Annotated in this window: 14 protein-coding genes; 10 read left to right on the top strand and 4 right to left on the bottom strand. The window is 70.2% G+C overall.

What is annotated here, in order from left to right:
- Nucleotides 1–3: 3 nt before the first annotated feature.
- The 3 genes from AB0M67_RS20210 to AB0M67_RS20200 all read left to right on the top strand — a co-directional run bounded on the left by AB0M67_RS20210 (nt 4) and on the right by AB0M67_RS20200 (nt 4568).
- On the top strand, nt 4–678 hold the full coding sequence (locus AB0M67_RS20210) for a DUF402 domain-containing protein (RefSeq protein ID WP_365747218.1): 675 nt from the start codon (nt 4–6) through the stop codon (nt 676–678).
- A 364-nt stretch (nt 679–1042) separates the two neighbouring features.
- Nucleotides 1043–2920: an ATP-binding SpoIIE family protein phosphatase gene (locus AB0M67_RS20205; protein ID WP_365747216.1), complete on the top strand. Its 1878-nt coding sequence runs from the start codon at nt 1043–1045 to the stop codon at nt 2918–2920.
- Nucleotides 2921–3104: 184 nt separating this feature from the next.
- Nucleotides 3105–4568, top strand: a complete 1464-nt coding sequence (locus AB0M67_RS20200) for a catalase (RefSeq protein ID WP_365747214.1) — start codon at nt 3105–3107, stop codon at nt 4566–4568.
- A gap of 70 nt (nt 4569–4638) precedes the next feature.
- Here the strand turns inward: AB0M67_RS20200 and AB0M67_RS20195 are convergent, their stop codons facing one another.
- The gene (locus tag AB0M67_RS20195; RefSeq protein ID WP_365747213.1) at nt 4639–6888 is read right to left on the bottom strand and encodes a transglycosylase domain-containing protein; all 2250 of its coding nucleotides are present in this window, start codon (nt 6886–6888) and stop codon (nt 4639–4641) included.
- A gap of 252 nt (nt 6889–7140) precedes the next feature.
- On the opposite strand from AB0M67_RS20195, the gene AB0M67_RS20190 reads away from it, so the two are divergent.
- The 5 genes from AB0M67_RS20190 (at nt 7141) to AB0M67_RS20170 (ending at nt 12027) form a co-directional block, all read left to right on the top strand.
- On the top strand, nt 7141–8088 hold the full coding sequence (locus AB0M67_RS20190) for an SPFH domain-containing protein (RefSeq protein WP_365747211.1): 948 nt from the start codon (nt 7141–7143) through the stop codon (nt 8086–8088).
- On the top strand, nt 8034–8348 hold the full coding sequence (locus AB0M67_RS20185) for a hypothetical protein (RefSeq protein WP_365747441.1): 315 nt from the start codon (nt 8034–8036) through the stop codon (nt 8346–8348). The genes AB0M67_RS20190 and AB0M67_RS20185 overlap by 55 nt, the downstream gene beginning before the upstream one ends.
- 69 nt (nt 8349–8417) lie before the next feature.
- Nucleotides 8418–8942, top strand: coding sequence for a PadR family transcriptional regulator (locus tag AB0M67_RS20180; RefSeq protein WP_365747210.1), 525 nt, complete (start codon nt 8418–8420; stop codon nt 8940–8942).
- Nucleotides 8939–9625 (top strand): ABC transporter ATP-binding protein, encoded by a 687-nt coding sequence (locus AB0M67_RS20175; protein WP_365747208.1) that lies wholly within the window; start codon nt 8939–8941, stop codon nt 9623–9625. Before AB0M67_RS20180 ends, AB0M67_RS20175 begins: the two co-directional genes overlap by 4 nt.
- Nucleotides 9622–12027 (top strand): FtsX-like permease family protein, encoded by a 2406-nt coding sequence (locus AB0M67_RS20170; protein WP_365747206.1) that lies wholly within the window; start codon nt 9622–9624, stop codon nt 12025–12027. The genes AB0M67_RS20175 and AB0M67_RS20170 overlap by 4 nt, the downstream gene beginning before the upstream one ends.
- Before the next feature lie 53 nt (nt 12028–12080).
- Here the strand turns inward: AB0M67_RS20170 and AB0M67_RS20165 are convergent, their stop codons facing one another.
- Entirely contained in the window at nt 12081–13079 is a 999-nt protein-coding gene (locus AB0M67_RS20165; protein WP_365747204.1) for a LysR substrate-binding domain-containing protein, read from the bottom strand.
- A gap of 156 nt (nt 13080–13235) precedes the next feature.
- Between AB0M67_RS20165 and AB0M67_RS20160 the strand changes: the two genes are divergently transcribed.
- On the top strand, nt 13236–13790 hold the full coding sequence (locus AB0M67_RS20160) for a peroxiredoxin (protein WP_365747202.1): 555 nt from the start codon (nt 13236–13238) through the stop codon (nt 13788–13790).
- A gap of 6 nt (nt 13791–13796) precedes the next feature.
- The gene (locus AB0M67_RS20155) at nt 13797–14345 is read left to right on the top strand and encodes an alkyl hydroperoxide reductase (RefSeq protein ID WP_365747200.1); all 549 of its coding nucleotides are present in this window, start codon (nt 13797–13799) and stop codon (nt 14343–14345) included.
- A 107-nt stretch (nt 14346–14452) separates the two neighbouring features.
- On the opposite strand, the gene AB0M67_RS20150 is transcribed toward AB0M67_RS20155, so the two are convergent.
- Both AB0M67_RS20150 and AB0M67_RS20145 read right to left on the bottom strand, forming a co-directional pair.
- The gene (locus AB0M67_RS20150) at nt 14453–15217 is read right to left on the bottom strand and encodes a hypothetical protein (protein ID WP_365747198.1); all 765 of its coding nucleotides are present in this window, start codon (nt 15215–15217) and stop codon (nt 14453–14455) included.
- Nucleotides 15214–16620, bottom strand: coding sequence for an AI-2E family transporter (locus AB0M67_RS20145; protein ID WP_365747196.1), 1407 nt, complete (start codon nt 16618–16620; stop codon nt 15214–15216). The genes AB0M67_RS20150 and AB0M67_RS20145 overlap by 4 nt, the downstream gene beginning before the upstream one ends.
- Nucleotides 16621–16709 lie beyond the last annotated feature (89 nt).

The raw sequence follows: 16709 nt of genomic DNA, 5'->3' as shown, positions 1-16709 counted from the left end.
CGCATGACAGCGACGGTGAGGGCGACGAACGGGCAGCGCTGGGCGCCCGGCACACAGATCCTGTGGCGGTACCGGGAGAACGCCGGGGACCGCGTGCACATCTGCCGTCCTGTCACGGTCGTACAGGACACCGACGACCTGCTCGCGGCCTGGCTCGCGCCGGACACCCCGTGTGTGCGGCCGGCGCTCGCGGACGGTACCCCGGTCCACCGCGAGCCGCTGGCCACCCGCTACACCAAGCCGCGCACGGTGGTGCGCGACCGGTGGTACGGGATGGGCGTGCTGAAGCTGGCCAGACCGGGCGAGCCCTGGTCGGTGTGGCTCTGGTGGGAGCGCGGCTGGCGGTTCCAGAACTGGTACGTGAACCTGGAGGAGCCGCGTACGCGATGGGCCGGGGGCGTCGACTCCGAGGACCATTTCCTCGACATCGACGTCTATCCGGACCGCAGTTGGCGCTGGCGCGACGAGGACGAGTTCGCGCAGGCACAGCAGGACGGCCTGATGGCCCCGGAGCAGGCGCGCCGTGTCCGGGAGGCCGGGCGCGCGGCGGTCGAGGTGATCAGTGCCTGGGACGCCCCGTTCAGTGGTGGCTGGGAGCACTGGCGGCCCGAGCCGCACTGGCCGGTGCCCGAGCTGCCCGCGGACTGGGACCGTACGGCGGCGCGGCTGAGGCCCTGAGGGACGTCACCGTAAGGCCGCCGTGAAGTGACCGGTTCACGTCCGGGAACGCGCTCGGACGCATACGACGTCGTGAGATCCTTGATACGCCCCCGGGGTTGAAACGTAGGATCGTCCTCCGGAAGACCGGAGCGGGGCAACAGACCGGTACGGAAAGCCAACTGACCGCTGGTCACACCGCACACGACACCACACGTCACACTGTTCGCCCGCAACGACCGCACAACAACGACCGTGAGCCACTACGAGGGGGTGGAGCCGTGCGTAAGGGCTGCCGCCCTGTCGACGCCGCCTGCCGCGCGGTAGTTTCGCCAGTCGAAACGATCGCATCGCACCCCCGGCCCGGACGGACGGAATCCCACGCGTGACGGAGCATCCCCCCTCCCACGAAGGCCGGCAGCCCCTGGTTGCCCGGCCGCAGGAACGCACCAGGCCGCGGCAGGAGGCCGGTGCCTCCGCCGTGCCGCAGCCCGCGGTGCCCGCGCCGGCGCCGGATCCCGTGGCGACGGCGCGGCGCGAGGGCGACCGGCTGCGCTTCGTGGGGGCCGCGACCCGGCGGATCGCCCGCGGCATAGATCTGGACGAGATCGTGCTCGGGCTGTGCCGGGCGACGGTACCGACGTTCTCCGACGCCATACTGGTCTATCTGCGCGATCCGCTGCCCGTCGGCGATGAGCGCCCGGTGTCGCCGTTCGTGCTGCGGCTGCGGCGTACGGACCGGCTGCGGCTGACCGATGACGACTCCGAGGGCGGCGGCGGTATCCCGCTCCAGTTCAGCGAGGGCCTGCGGCTGCCGATCCTCGACCCGCAGTCCGATGTGATGCCGGCCGCCGAGCTGTGCGAGGTGCGCTCCGGTGGCGCCCTCTCCGAGGTGCTGCGTGGCGTCCGTCCGGTCTTCGGTGATTCGGCCGCGGCCCGCGCCGCGCTGCCCGAGCTGCTCGGCGCCGACCGCACCGTACCGTCCGGGCACCGCGCGATCCTCGCGCCGCTGCGCGGCCGGCGGCGGGTCATCGGCGCCGCGGTCTTCCTGCGCAGACCGGACCGCGCCGCCTTCGAGCCGAACGATCTGCTGGTCGCGGCGCAGCTGGCGACGCATACGGCGCTCGGCATCGACAAGGCGGTGCTGTACGGCCGCGAGGCGTATATCGCCGATGAACTCCAGCGCACGATGCTGCCGGAGAATCTGCCCCAGCCGACCGGCGTACGGCTGGCCTCCCGCTATCTGCCGGCCGCCGAGACCGCGCGGGTGGGCGGCGACTGGTACGACGCGATCCCGCTGCCCGGCAGCCGGGTCGCGCTGGTCGTCGGCGATGTCATGGGCCACTCCATGACCTCCGCGGCGATCATGGGCCAGCTGCGGACGACGGCGCAGACCCTCGCCGGTCTCGATCTGCCGCCGCAGGAGGTGCTGCACCACCTGGACGAGCAGGCCCAGCGGCTGGGCACGGACCGGATGGCGACCTGCCTCTACGCGGTGTACGACCCGGTCTCGCACCGGATCACGATCGCCAACGCCGGTCATCCGCCGCCCATACTGCTGCACCTGGGCGGCCGGGCGGAGGTGCTGCGGGTGCCGCCCGGCGCGCCGATCGGGGTCGGCGGGGTGGACTTCGAGGCGGTCGAGCTGGACGCGCCCGCCGGGGCGACGCTGCTCCTCTACACGGACGGGCTCGTCGAGTCCCGGCTGCGCGATGTGTGGACGGGGATCGAGCAGTTGCGGGAGCGGCTCGCGGCCACCGCGCAGCTGACCGGGCCCGACCATTCGCCGCCGCTGGAGGCGCTCTGCGACGATGTCCTCGATGTGCTGGGCCCGGGCGACCGCGACGATGACATCGCGCTGCTCGCGGCCCGTTTCGACGGGATCGCGCCCAGTGATGTCGCGTACTGGTTCCTGGAACCGGAGGACGCGGCTCCGGGCCGCGCGCGGCGACTGGCCCGGCGGGCGCTGGCCCGCTGGGGCCTGGAGGAGCTGAGCGACTCGGTCGAGCTGCTGATCAGCGAGGTCGTGACCAACGCCGTGCGGTACGCGGAGCGCCCGGTGACGCTGCGGCTGCTCCGTACGGACGTACTGCGCTGTGAGGTCGGGGACGACTCACCGCAGCTGCCCCGGCAGCGGCGGGCCCGTGACACCGACGAGGGCGGCCGGGGATTGTTCCTGGTCAACCGGCTGGCGCGGCGCTGGGGAGCGACCCGGCTCTCCACCGGAAAGGTGGTCTGGTTCGAGATCCCCACACGGGCCTAGCATCGAACGGGACAAAGTCGGCGAAATCTACCGAAAGGTACATGTTGCCGACAAGGTGTCGTAGGGGTTAGCTGGGGCAGGCGGCCGTAGTGACCGCTGTCCCAGCCCGGGACAGGGCCTGTGATCACTCGCTGGTCCCCTGGCCCTCCCCTCTCCCGGGCTTCCTATCGACGGGAGGCCGCTCGTGTCCGGGTCCACCCCCAAGACTCCCTACACGACCAACAACGCCGGCATTCCGGTGGAGAGCGACGAACACTCGCTCTCCATCAGCCCCGACGGCCCCATCCTGATGCAGGACCACTACCTCATCGAGAAAATGGCCCAGTTCAACCGGGAACGGGTCCCCGAGCGGGTGGTTCACGCGAAGGGCGCGGGTGCCTACGGATTCTTCGAAGTGACCAATGACGTCAGCCAGTTCACCAAGGCCGACCTCTTCCAGCCGGGCAAACGCACCGACATGCTGGCCCGGTTCTCCACGGTCGCGGGCGAGCTCGGCTCGCCCGACACCTGGCGCGACCCCCGTGGCTTCGCGCTGAAGTTCTACACCGAACACGGCAATTACGACATGGTCGGCAACAACACGCCGGTCTTCTTCGTACGCGACCCCATGAAGTTCCAGGACTTCATCCGCTCCCAGAAGCGCCATCCGGCCACCGGGCTGCGCAACAACGACATGCAGTGGGACTTCTGGACGCTCTCCCCCGAGTCCGCGCACATGGTCACCTGGCTGATGGGCGACCGGGGCATCCCGAGGTCGTTCCGGCATATGAACGGCTACAGCTCGCACACCTATATGTGGGTGAACGCCGCCGGTGAGCGGTTCTGGGTGAAGTACCACTTCAAGACCGATCAGGGCATCGACTGCCTCACCCAGGCCGACGCCGACGAGATGGCGGGCTCGGACGGTGACCACCACCGCCGTGATCTGTACGAGTCGATCGAGTCCGGGAACGCGCCGACCTGGAGCCTGAAGGTCCAGATCATGCCGTTCGAGGACGCGGCCGATTACCGCTTCAATCCGTTCGATCTCACGAAGGTGTGGCCGCACGGCGACTACCCCCTGATCGACGTCGGCCGGATGACGCTCAACAAGAATCCGGACAACTTCTTCATCCATATCGAGCAGGCCGCGTTCGAGCCCTCGAATCTGGTGCCCGGCATCGGCCCGTCCCCGGACAAGATGCTGCTCGGCCGGCTCTTCTCGTACCCGGACACGCACCGCTACCGGATCGGTCCGAACTACGCCCAGCTGCCGCCCAACAGGGCGCGCTCGCAGGTGAATTCGTACGCCAAGGACGGTCCGATGCGGTACGAGGCGGCGAACGCGGCGAGGCCGTACGCGCCCAACTCGTACGGCGGCCCCGCGGCCGACGTGGACCGGTTCGGCGACCCGGCGGGCTGGGCCGCGGCCGGTGAGATGGTGCGCGAGGCGTACAAGCTGCACCGCGAGGACGACGACTGGGGCCAGGCGGGCACCCAGGTCCGTCAGGTGCTGGACGACGCGGCGCGCGACCGGCTGGTGTCGAATGTCTCCGGGCATCTGGCACAGGGCGTGTCCCGTCCTGTGCTGGACCGGGCGCTCCAGTACTGGCGCAACATCGACAAGGTGATCGGCGACCGGATCGCCAAGAAGGCGAACGGCGGCTGACATACGGACGCGGTCGCCGGACGCACTGATCACAGCGCGTCCGGCGACCGCGTCCTTCCCGGCGAGCGCGTTACAGGCCGTTCAGCGCCGGCCCGTTGTCGGGGCCGTTGGGGCCGTTGGGGCCGCCTTGGCCCGGCGGGGCGCCGCTCGACTCACTGGACCCCGGGCTGCTCGGGTCTCCCCCACCGGGCTCCGTGCTCGGCGAGCTCTCCCCGGACGACTCGGAAGGCGACGGGATCGACGCCGAGTCGGACGGGGTGGGCTCCGAGGGTGTCGGCCGCGAGGGGTCCGTGGACGGGGTCTCGGACGGGCTGCTCGGCGCCACCGGCGCCGACGGTGTCTCCCGCACGGGCACCGGGATGTCCAGATCGAACGTGGCGTCCGAGCCGCCGTTCAGCGCGTCGAGGGTGTAGTCGGCCCAGATCCGGGCGGGGAAGCCGCCGCCGTTGGCCCGGCCGGAGTTGGCGGTGCCGGTGAGCGTGACCTGCCCGCCGCCCTCCTTGGTGGACTCACCGAACAGCGCGACGACCGTGGTGAGCTGCGGAGTGTAGGCCGCGAACCACGCCGACTTGTTGTTCTCGGAGGTACCGGTCTTGCCCGCCGCGTCATAGGCCGAGGTGTCGGCCTCGTAGCCCGAGCCGTTGTCCACGACGCCCTGGAGCACGCCGGTGACGGTGTCGGCCGTCTCCCGGCTGACCACCTGCTTCCCGATCGGGTCGGGCAGCTCGACCGTACGGTCCTTGTGCTCGGCGGAGCGCACGATCGACGGCGTGATCTTCTTGCCGTGGTTGTCGAGGGTCGCGTACACCCCCGCCATGTCCCAGGTGGAGGCGTTCATCGTGCCGAGGGTGATCGCGGGCCGCTCGGGGAAGCCCTTGTCCCGCATCCCCAGGTCCAGGGCGGTCTTCTTGACCTCGGGCGGGCCGACGTCCACGACCATCTGCGCGAAGACGGCGTTGATGGACTTGTTCATCGCGGTCTGGACGCTGACCCGGCCGTAGTCACGGTCGTCCTCGTTCTCCGGGGCGTACGGGGTGTCGCTGCCCTCGACCGGCCGCTTGCTGGTGCCGTCGTACCGCGTGTTGACGCCGATCTTCCGGCCGTCCTGGGTCTCGGAGCCGTTCTCCAGCGCGGAGGCGAGCACGACCGGCTTGAAGGTCGAGGCGGGCTGGTAGTCGGTGCGGGTGGCGTTGGATATCCAGTGCTCGGTGGCGCCCGTACCGCCGTAGAGCGCGACCACCCGGCCGGTCTTCGGGTCGACGGAGGTGGCGCCGGCCTGCACGGTCGCGTCCGTCGTGTTGTTCTTGCGGTCGAGCTTGCTCTCCAGCTGCTTGTCGACGGACCGGACGAGCTCCTGCTGCCGCTTCTTGTCGATATTGAGGGTGATCGTCCAGCCGCCCTTGGCGATCTCCGCCTTGTCGACGCCCTGGCGCTCCAGTTCGTCGTTGGCGGCCTCGACGAGATAGCCGGCCTGGCCCTCCATCCCCGGGGCGGCCTTCGGCGCCCCCGGCACCGGGAACTTCAGCCCCGAGCGGGTGGTGGAATCCAGCCAGTTCTGCTCGACCATGTTGTCGAGGACATAGTTCCAGCGCTCGGTGACCAGCCTCTTGCCGGTGTCGGTGGCCGCCGCCCAGTCGTACTGGCTGGGGGCCTGGAGCAGCGCGGCGAGATAGGCGCCCTGGGAGAGGTTCAGCGCGGAGGCGTCGATCCCGTAGTACGCCTGGGCCGCGGCCTGGATGCCGTACGCGCCGCGGCCGTAGTAGCTGGTGTTGATGTACCCGGCCAGGATGTCGTTCTTACTGGTGTTCCGGTCCACCTTGAGGGAGATCACCAGCTCCTTGAGCTTGCGGGTGATCGTCTGGTCCTGGTTGAGGTAGTAGTTCTTCACATACTGCTGGGTGATGGTCGAGCCGCCCTGCTTGCCCTTGCCGGAGAGGGTGTTGATCAGGCCGCGGGCCGTGCCTTTGATGTCGACACCGGAGTCCTGGTAGAAGGACTTGTTCTCGGCGGCGACGAAGGTGCGCTGGACGTCCTTGGGGATCTTCTCCAGCCCGACGATCTCGCGGTTGATCTCGCCGGTGCGGGTGAGGATCGTGCCGTCGCTGTACTTGTAGACGTTGCTCTGCATCTCGGCCTGCGCGTTGGCGCTCGGCACGGGGACCAGCAGATAGAGCACGAACAGCCCGCCCATGGCGAGCAGACAGAGCCCGAAGAACGTACCGAGCAGTCTTTTCAGCGTGAAGAAGCGGCGTATGCCGCCCGGTTTCGCGGCGCGGCGCGCACCACGCCGGCTCGCCCGTCTGGCTTCCGCTCGGCCCATCGCCTTCTCGCTCCGCTCTCCTGTTCGTCAGGACTCGTCCGTAGCTGCTCACCACCGGAATCAGCTCAGAAAGCTAACACCGCTCGCTGTGACAAAGAGCAACTGATCAGGTCTTTTGGGACGTGACAATCAGCACCTATCCCACCTGAATCGACTCACGGGAGCGCCGGAAGGTTGCGGCAGGGCATAATGTGTAATCACAATGCTAGCTACCGCCGACCGGCGGAAGCGGACCGGAAACGGGGATGGAACATGGCCTCCACCAGCACCACCGTCAGCACACCCGCGTCGGATGACATACCCGAGATGCCCGCACCACGGGTCCGGGAGAACCCCGCCCACAGCATCGGCGGCGGGCTCGCCCTGCTGCTCGGACTGCTCGGTCTCGTCGCCGGCGTCGCCCTGGTCGTCCTGGGCGCCACCGTCGGTTCGGCCGGACTGAAGGCGGCGCTGATCGTGATCGGCGTACTCGTCGGGCTCGCCGCGTTCTTCGCGATGTGCGGACTGAACATGGTGGCGCCGGGCGAGGCCCGGGTCGTCCAGCTCTTCGGGCGCTACCGCGGCACGATCCGTACGGACGGACTGCGCTGGGTGAACCCGCTCACCTCCCGCACCAAGATCTCGACGCGGGTACGGAACCACGAGACGGCCGTCCTCAAGGTCAATGACGCCTACGGCAACCCGATCGAGCTGGCCGCGGTCGTGGTCTGGAAGGTCGAGGACACCGCCCAGGCCATGTTCGAGGTGGACGACTTCCTGGAGTTCGTCTCCACCCAGACCGAGGCGGCGGTACGGCATATCGCCATCGAGTACCCGTACGACGCCCACGAGGAGTCCGGTCTCTCGCTGCGCGGCAACGCCGAGGAGATCACCGAGAAGCTCGCCGTCGAACTGCACGCGCGGGTGGAGGCCGCCGGTGTCCACATCATCGAGTCCCGCTTCACGCATCTCGCCTACGCCCCGGAGATCGCCTCGGCGATGCTCCAGCGCCAGCAGGCGGGCGCCGTCGTCGCGGCCCGCCGGCTGATCGTGGACGGCGCGGTCGGCATGGTCGAGGCGGCACTCACCCGCCTCACCGAGCAGGACATCGTGGAGCTGGACTCGGAGCGCAAGGCCGCGATGGTGAGCAATCTACTGGTCGTGCTCTGCGGGGACCGAGCGGCCCAGCCGGTCGTGAACACGGGCACTCTCTACCAGTGACCGAACGCAAGCAGGTTCTCCTGCGACTGGACCCGGCGGTGTACGACGCCCTCGCACGGTGGGCGTCCGACGAGCTGCGCAGCGCCAACGCGCAGATCGAGTTCCTGCTCCGCCGGGCCCTGGGCGAGGCGGGCCGGCTACCCGCCAACACGGCGCCGATCCCGCGCCGCGGCCGGCCGCCGAAGACGGGGAAGGCGGCGCCGCCGACAGACGCGCCGGCAGGTGCCCCGCCGGACGCGTCAACACCCGAGCCGGAGTGACTGTCCCCCGGAGGGGCACCGCGAACGCTCTATACACGTGATGTATAGACGCGGTGTAAAGTGCCCCGCATGTCAATCGGGCACACTCTTCTCGGACTCCTGGAGTCAGGGCCGCGCCATGGATACGACCTGAAGCGGTCCTTCGACGACCGATTCGGCCGCGACCGCCCCCTGCACTACGGACAGGTCTACTCGACCATGTCCCGACTGCTGAAGAACGGGCTCGTCGTGGTCGACGGCGTCGAGGCCGGCGGGGGCCCCGAGCGGAAGAGATACGCGATCACCGAGGCCGGTGTCACCGATGTCGCCGGGTGGCTCGCGAAGCCGGAGAACCCGGAGCCGTATCTCCAGTCGACCCTCTACACCAAGGTGGTCATAGCGCTGCTCACCGGCCGCAGCGCCGCCGAGCTGCTCGACGCCCAGCGCGCCGAGCATCTGCGGATGATGCGGACCCTCACCGCGCGCAAACGTGAGGGCGACCTCGCCGACCAGCTGATCTGCGATCACGCGCTGTTCCATCTGGAGGCCGATCTGCGCTGGCTGGAGCTGACCGCGGCGCGGCTGGACCGGCTCGGCACGGCGGTACGCCGATGACGCCCGCCGGCTCCCTGCTCATAGCCGATGATCTGCGCAAGTCGTACGGAACGACCCCCGCGCTCGACGGTGTGACGTTCTCGATCCACCCGGGAGAGGTTGTCGCCGTCATGGGCCCGTCGGGCTCGGGCAAGTCGACGCTGCTCCACTGCCTCGCCGGGATCGTGCCCCCCGACTCGGGCACGATCACCTATCGCGGCCGGGTGCTGACCGATATGCCGGACGCCGAGCGCAGCGCCCTGCGCCGCGGCGAATTCGGCTTCGTCTTCCAGTTCGGCCGGCTCGTACCCGAACTGACCTGTCTGGAGAACGTGGCGCTGCCGCTGCGGCTCGCCGGTGTCCGGCGCAAGGACGCCGAGCGCGCCGGGCGGGAGTGGCTGGAGCGGCTGGAGGTCGGCGAGGTCGGGCCCAAGCGCCCCGGCGAGGTCTCCGGCGGACAGAGCCAGCGCGTCGCGGTCGCCCGTTCCCTGGTCACCTCACCGCGCGTGATCTTCGCCGACGAACCGACCGGAGCGCTCGACTCCTTCAACGGCGAGCGGGTGATGGAGCTGCTGACCGAGGCGGCCAGATCCACCAGCGCCGCCGTCGTCCTGGTCACCCATGAGGCGCGGGTCGCCGCCTACTCGGACCGTGAAGTGATCGTGCGCGACGGCAAGGCCCGCGAGGCGGAATTCTCCGTATGACGCTCCTCGACCAGCGCCGGCCGCCCGCATACGCTCCCCCGGTCCCGAAGCGGGCGCCCGGCCGGCTCCTCACCTGGGCCCGTGATCTCGGGCTCGGGGTACGGTTCGCCACCGCGGGCGGACGCGAGGGCTGGATCCGTACGCTGCTGACCTCCTTGGGGGTCGGGCTCGGCGTCACGCTGCTCCTCCTCGCGGCGTCCGTACCCCGGGTGATGGACGCGCGCGCCGAACGGGAGGGCGCCCGCGCCGGCGCGGAGACCTGGAGCGAGGCGCCGGTGCCGCGCTCGGACACGACGCTGGTGTGGATCGACGCCGGGACCGAGTACCGCGGCGCCACCGTCGGCGGCCGGCTGCTGCGTCCGGACGGTGCGCGCCCGCCGCTGCCGCCCGGTGTCGCGAGGATGCCCGGGCCCGGGGAGATGGTGGTCTCCCCCGCCCTGCGCGAGCTGCTGGACTCGCCCGACGGCGGGCTCCTCAAGGAGCGGCTCGGAAACCGCGTCGTCGGCACCGTCGCGGACGCCGGTCTCCTCGATCCGGAGGAACTGCTCTTCTACGCGGGCAGCGACACGCTCACCAAGGCCAAGGGCGGCCATCGGGCGGCCGGTTACGGCTCCGCCACGAGCCCCTTGCCGGTCAACCCGTACCTGGTCGTGCTGATCGCGCTGATCTGTGTGGTGCTGCTGGTGCCGGTGGCCATCTTCATCGCCACCGCCGTCCGTTTCGGCGGCGACCGCAGGGACCGCAGACTCGCCGCGCTGCGGCTGGTGGGCGCCGACATCGCGAGGACCCGGCGCATCGCGGCCGGGGAGGCGCTCTTCGGCGCGGCGCTCGGCCTGCTCGTCGGGGGCGCGCTCTTCCTGGCGGTCCGGCCGCTGATCGGCGGGGTGCGGTTGTGGAACCTCAGCGCCTTCCCCGCCGATCTGGTACCGGCGCCGTCGCTGGTCGCGCTGATCGTGCCGGCCGTACTCGTGGCGGCGGTCGTGGTGACGCTGATCGCGCTGCGCTCGGTCACCATCGAACCGCTGGGTGTCGTACGCGACGTCCGGCCCCGGCGCCGACGGCTGTGGTGGCGGCTGTTGCTGCCCGCCGCCGGTGTCACCGTACTGAGCACGGTCGGCACGGTCGGCGAGGCCACCGCGGTCGATCCGTACCCCATCGCGGCCGGCACGGTGCTGGTGCTGGTCGGTCTGACCACGCTGCTGCCCTGGCTCGTCGAGGCCGTGGTGGCGGGGCTGACCGGCGGACCGGTGGCGTGGCAGCTCGCCGTACGCCGGCTCCAGCTGAGCAGTGGCACGGCGTCCCGGGCGGTGAGCGGCATCACCGTGGCCGTGGCGGGCGCCATCGCCGTTCAGATGATGTTCGCCGGGATGCACGAGGACTTCGTCAGGCCCACGGGTCAGGACCCGACGCGGGCGAACATCACCATTGAGGCGTCGTACGGCAGCGGGCGGCTGACCCAGGAGATGACCGACGGCTTCCGTGACACCGAGGGCGTCACGGCGGCCGTCGCCGTGGCCGAGAGTTATGTGGTCAGACCGGGGCCCATCCCCCGGCACGGGATCAAGCCCACCACCACCCTGACCGTCGGCACCTGCGCCACGCTGCGGCTCCTGGCCGAGCTGCCGTCCTGCGCGGACGGGGACACCTTCGTGTCCCATATCGCGGGGCGGAAGGAGCAGAACCGCTGGGTCGACGAGACGGCCCGGCCGGGAAAGCCGGTCATCCTCGGCTCCCGTACCGTCAAGGGCGTTCCGACGCCCGTGCTCTGGACGCTGCCCGCGTCGGCGCGCACGGTCGGGGCCAGGACGGACCCGGTGGGCGTCAGGACCGACGGCATCCTCGCCACCCCCGGCGCCCTCGACCCGAGCCACGTGCCCGACGCGCTGACCCGTGCCACGATCCGGACCGACGCAGGGGTACCGGACGCCGAGGAGTACGTACGCAACACCGCGGCGGCGCTCGACCCGACGATGCGCGTGACGACCTTCAAGGCCGTCGAACGCGACAAGCAGTACGCGAGCGTGCAGACCGGTCTGCTCGTCGGCGGCACCGCCACGATGGCCCTGATCGCCGTGAGCATGCTGGTCTCCCAGATCGAGCAACTGCGTGAGCGCAGACGGCTGCTGTCGGTCCTCGTGGCCTTCGGCACCCGCCGCTCGACGCTCGCCTGGTCGGTGCTCTGGCAGACCGCGCTGCCGGTCGTGCTCGGTACGCTGCTGGCCGTCGCGGGCGGGCTGACCCTCGGTGCCGTACTGCTGAACCTGATCACCAAACGGGTCGCCGACTGGTGGGTCTTCGTGCCCTTCGCGGTCACGGGTATCGCGGTGATCCTGCTGGTGACGTTGGTCAGCCTGCCGCCCCTGTGGCGGATGATGCGACCGGACGGTCTGCGGTCGGAGTGATCCGGCGGCGGTACGGCGGTGACGGGGGCGGTACGGCGGTGACGGGGGCGGCGTCAGCCCTGACGCGGCACGCGCGGCGGTTCCGGCGACGCGCTCGGACGTACCGGAAGCGCCCGCAGGGACTCACGCAGCGCGTCCGCGAAGGTCTCGAACTCCCCGCCCCGCGCCGCCCCCGTACGCATCGCCAGGGCGATCCTGCGCGCCGGGGCGGGGTCCGCGAAGTATCCCGTGGCGAGCCGGTCGTTGCGGCCGGTCTCGACCTGTACGGCCGTACGCGGCAGCAGTGTGACCCCGAGGCCGCCCGCGACGAGTTGCACCAGCGTCGAAAGGCCGGCCGCCGTGGTCGTCACGGGCAGACCGTCGGCGCGGCCCGCCTCCCGGCAGATGTCCAGCGCCTGGTCCCGCAGACAGTGCCCCTCGTCCAGGAGCAGCAGCGGCAGTTCGCGCAGCGCCTCGCGCGGCAGGTCGTGGCAGCCGCCGAGGGGATGGCCGTCGGGGGTGACCAGAACGAAGTCCTCGTCGAACAGGGGCAGTTCGGTCACCGAGGGCTGTCCGAGCGGTACGGCGAGCAGCAGCAGGTCGAGCCGGCCCGCCGCCAGACCGTCCAGCAAGGACGAGGTCTGCTCCTCGTGCACCTGGAGGTCCAGCTCCGGGTAGCGCTCGTGGACCAGCCGGAGCACGGTCGGCAGCAGATACGGCGCGACGGTCGGGATCACACCGAGTCTGAGGACCCCGGTGAAGGGCGCCCGTACCGCCTCCGCCTCGTCCACCAGCGCGCCCACCGCGTCCAGTACGGCCATCGCCCGGCCGGCGAGCCGTTCGCCGGCCGGGGAGAGCAGTACCTTGCGGGTCGTACGCTCCACGAGCTGTACGCCAAGAACCTCCTCCAGCGCCGAGAGGGCACCGGAGAGGGCCGGCTGGCTCATCCCGATCGCGGCGGCCGCGTCCCGGAAGTGCAGATGCTCGGCCACCGCCGCGAAGGCGCGCAGCTGGGACAGGCTGGGCTGTTTACCCCGCGCGCCCGGCTGTCTGATGTGCTGCACGACGGACACCGACGCCACTGAACCGACCTCACTGATAGGTACCTCCGATCACGGCGACCGAGTCTAGCTATTTCTTTGATCAATGCCGACTGTGCCACCATCAGTGAGCCGTCCTACCGCCCGGAAGACCCCAAAAGGGACTTCCCGCCCCCGCAAGGAGCGCCCATGCTCACCGTTGGTGACAAGTTCCCCTCGTTCGAACTGACCGCCTGTGTCTCGCTGGAGAAGGGCAAGGAGTTCGAGGAGATCAACCACAAGACCTACGAGGGCAAGTGGAAGGTCGTCTTCGCCTGGCCCAAGGACTTCACCTTCGTGTGCCCGACCGAGATCGCGGCCTTCGGCCGGCTGAACGACGAGTTCGCCGACCGTGACGCCCAGATCCTCGGCTTCTCCGGCGACTCCGAGTTCGTGCACCACGCCTGGCGCAAGGACCACCCGGACCTGCGCGACCTGCCCTTCCCGATGCTCGCCGACTCCAAGCACGAGCTGATGCGCGACCTCGGCATCGAGGGCGCGGACGGCTTCGCCCAGCGCGCCGTCTTCATCGTCGACCCGGACAACGAGATCCAGTTCACGATGGTGACCGCCGGTTCCGTGGGCCGTAACCCCAAGGAGGTCCTGCGGGTGCTCGACGCGCTCCAGACCGACGAGCTGTGCCCGTGCAACTGGAACAAGGGCGAGAACACCCTCGACCCCGTCAAGCTCCTGTCGGGCGAGTGATTCCCGATGGCCCTCGATGAACTGAAGTCGGCCCTGCCGGACTACGCCAAGGACCTGCGGCTGAACCTCGGTTCGGTCATCGGCAACAGCGGGCTGCCCGCGCAGCAGCTCTGGGGCACGGTGCTGGCCTGCGCGATCGCCTCGCGCTCGGCGCGCGTGCTGCGCGAGCTGGAGCCGGAGGCGAAGGCGAATCTGAGCGCCGAGGCGTACACCGCCGCCAAGTCGGCCGCCGCGATCATGGCGATGAACAATGTCTTCTACCGGACCCGGCATCTGCTGTCGGACCCCGAGTACGGGACGCTGCGGGCCGGTCTGCGGATGAACGTCATCGGCAACCCGGGTGTGGAGAAGATCGACTTCGAGCTGTGGTCGCTCGCCGTCTCCGCCATCAACGGCTGCGGCCAGTGCCTCGACTCGCACGAGCAGGTGCTCCGTACGGCCGGTGTGGACCGCGAGACGATCCAGGAAGCCTTCAAGATCGCCGCGGTGATCCAGGCGGTCGGCACGACGCTCGACGCCGAGGCCGTGCTCGCCGGGTCGGTACTCGCCGAGTAGGGCCTGTTCCCAGCACCGCGCCGACGGCGCGTGCGTACGGTTCGGCCCCCCGCCCGCCACCCAGCCGTGGCGGGCGGGGGGCCGGACCCGTCAGCGTGTCCGCCCGGTCACTTCTTGACCGCGGCCATCAGCGTCTTCATGTCCTCGACCAGGGCGAGTTCGAGGGCGGCGGGGTCGACCCGCTCCGGCTTCACCGGTTGTCCGGCACCGTGCGGACCTTCGGCGACATACTCGCTCATGACCTCGATCGAGAGCACGGCCCGGCCGTCGAGGACCTTCAGCTCCGGGGTGAATCCGGCGGAATCCGTCATCAGATAGGCGCGCTCGCCCAGTTCCGGGATGCGCTTGGTCTTGCGGTCGACGGTCCGGGAGACGGCGAGCGGAGTCAGTGTCGCGTCGAACTCAGGAGCCGGGTCGGTCTCCTTGTGCAGGGTGTAATTGACGACGACGGACGAGTACGACGACGGCAGGGCGTCGTCCTTCACCTCGTGCGGCCGTCCCTTCATCATCGTGACATTGCAGAAGGACCGGTCTATCGCGTGCTGTTCCTCCACCGCGGGCTGCGGGGAGCGCTTTGGGCCGAGGAGCTTGGAGAGCGCGGACAGATCGGCGTCGAGGCACAGGTCCTCGCTGATCCGGTAGCCGCCCAGATCCGCTGCCGTCCGGTCGTACGCGTACAGTCCGCCCGCCCAGACGGCGGAGGCGACCACCGCGCCGCCGAGGGCCCAGAGCCACCGTACGCGGCGCGGCGGCAGAGCCGGCGAGTTCCGCCGATGCGCCAGGTCGTCGCCTCCGGCGCCGACCGTCTCGGACCCGTCGGGCGGCCGGGGAGCGCCGCCGTCCTCGCCTTCCAGTTCCGGCTCGGAGATCACTCCCGGCCGTCCCCGGCCTCGGCGGTGGCGGGCTTGGCCGACGGCGCCGCGGCCGGAACCTCCGGAGCCTCCCCGGACGACGGGGACGAAGGCGGGGGCGGGGGCGAGGACGCGGAGGCGGAGGCGGACGAGGGGGACGACGACGAGGCCGGGTCCTGCGCCGGTGACTTCGGCAGGGCCTGTTCCGCGCTGTACGCCCGGAGATAGCCGACCACCGTATTGGTGACGGCCACCACCGGCACCGCCACCACCGCCCCGCCGATGCCCGCGACCAGACTGCCGATCGCGACGGAGAGCACGACGGCGAGCGGATGCACCCGCACCGCACGGCCCAGGATGAAGGGCTGGAGCACATGCCCCTCGATCTGCTGGACTCCGAGGACCACGCACAGGACCATCAGCGCCGTGAACACGTCCTGTGTGACCAGCGCGACGACCACGGCCAGCGCACCCGACACCAGCGCGCCCACCAGCGGGATGAAGGCACCGAGGAAGATGAAGACCGCGAGCGGCACGGCCAGCGGGACATTGAGGAAGTAGAGCCCCAGACCGATGAAGAGCGCGTCGATGAGCGCCACCAGTACCGTGCCGCGCACATACGCGGTCAGGGTGGTCCAGGCACGCGGCCCGGCTCCCGCCACACCCTCACGGGCCTGGGCCGGGACGAGCTTGAGCGTCCAGTGCCAGATCTTCCTGCCGTCGTACAGCAGGAAGAGCGTCGAGAACATCGCGAGGACGATGCCGGTCAGCAACTCGACGATCACGGTCAGGCCCTGCAGCCCGGCGGACGTGATCTTCTCGGTGTTGGAACCGACGGCATCGCTCAGTGTCTTCGCGATGTCATTGATCTGGCCCTCGGTCACATGGAACGGGCTGTCGAGCAGCCAGCGCTTCAGCTCGTTGATGCCGTCCGTGACCCGGTTGGAGAGATCGTCGATGTTCTCCATGACCTGCCACACCACGAACCAGCCGACCAGCCCCATGAGGACGAATCCGGCGACCGCGGTGAGGGCCGTGGCCAGTCCGCGCGGCATCCCGTACCGCTTGAGCCAGGCGACCGTGGGCTGGAGGAGCGCCGTGATCAGCAGACCGGCGGCGAAGGCCATGACGACCAGTTGTACGGCGCCGATGACCCGCATCAGCACATAGAGCAGCCCGGCGAGGACGAGCAGCCGCCAGGCGGCCTCGCCCGCGACCCGCATCCCCCAGGGGATGGCGGAGACAGGATCCGGCTTGGCCGCGACCGAGGGTGCGTACGCCGGAGGAGGGGGAACGCTCTCGGGCGCGGTCCGGGGGACCGGCCGCTCCTCCTCCTCGGCCTCCGCCCTCCGCTGGTCCAGGCGCTCGCCCATACGGGTCAGCTCGGCGCCGACCTGACCGAGCCATGCGGGCACTTTCGACATGAGACTTCCTCTTCCCCCCTGTGCTGTCCCCAACTCACTCCCCCCGGAGCACGTTCGAATCGACCGTACACGCGCGAAGCCCCCCGCCG

It is taken from the genome of Streptomyces sp. NPDC051662, from assembly GCF_040681655.1.
Taxonomy (GTDB): Bacteria; Actinomycetota; Actinomycetes; order Streptomycetales; family Streptomycetaceae; genus Streptomyces.
Note: the sequence above shows the minus strand (reverse complement) of the source record. Positions and strands in the feature narration are given on the sequence as shown.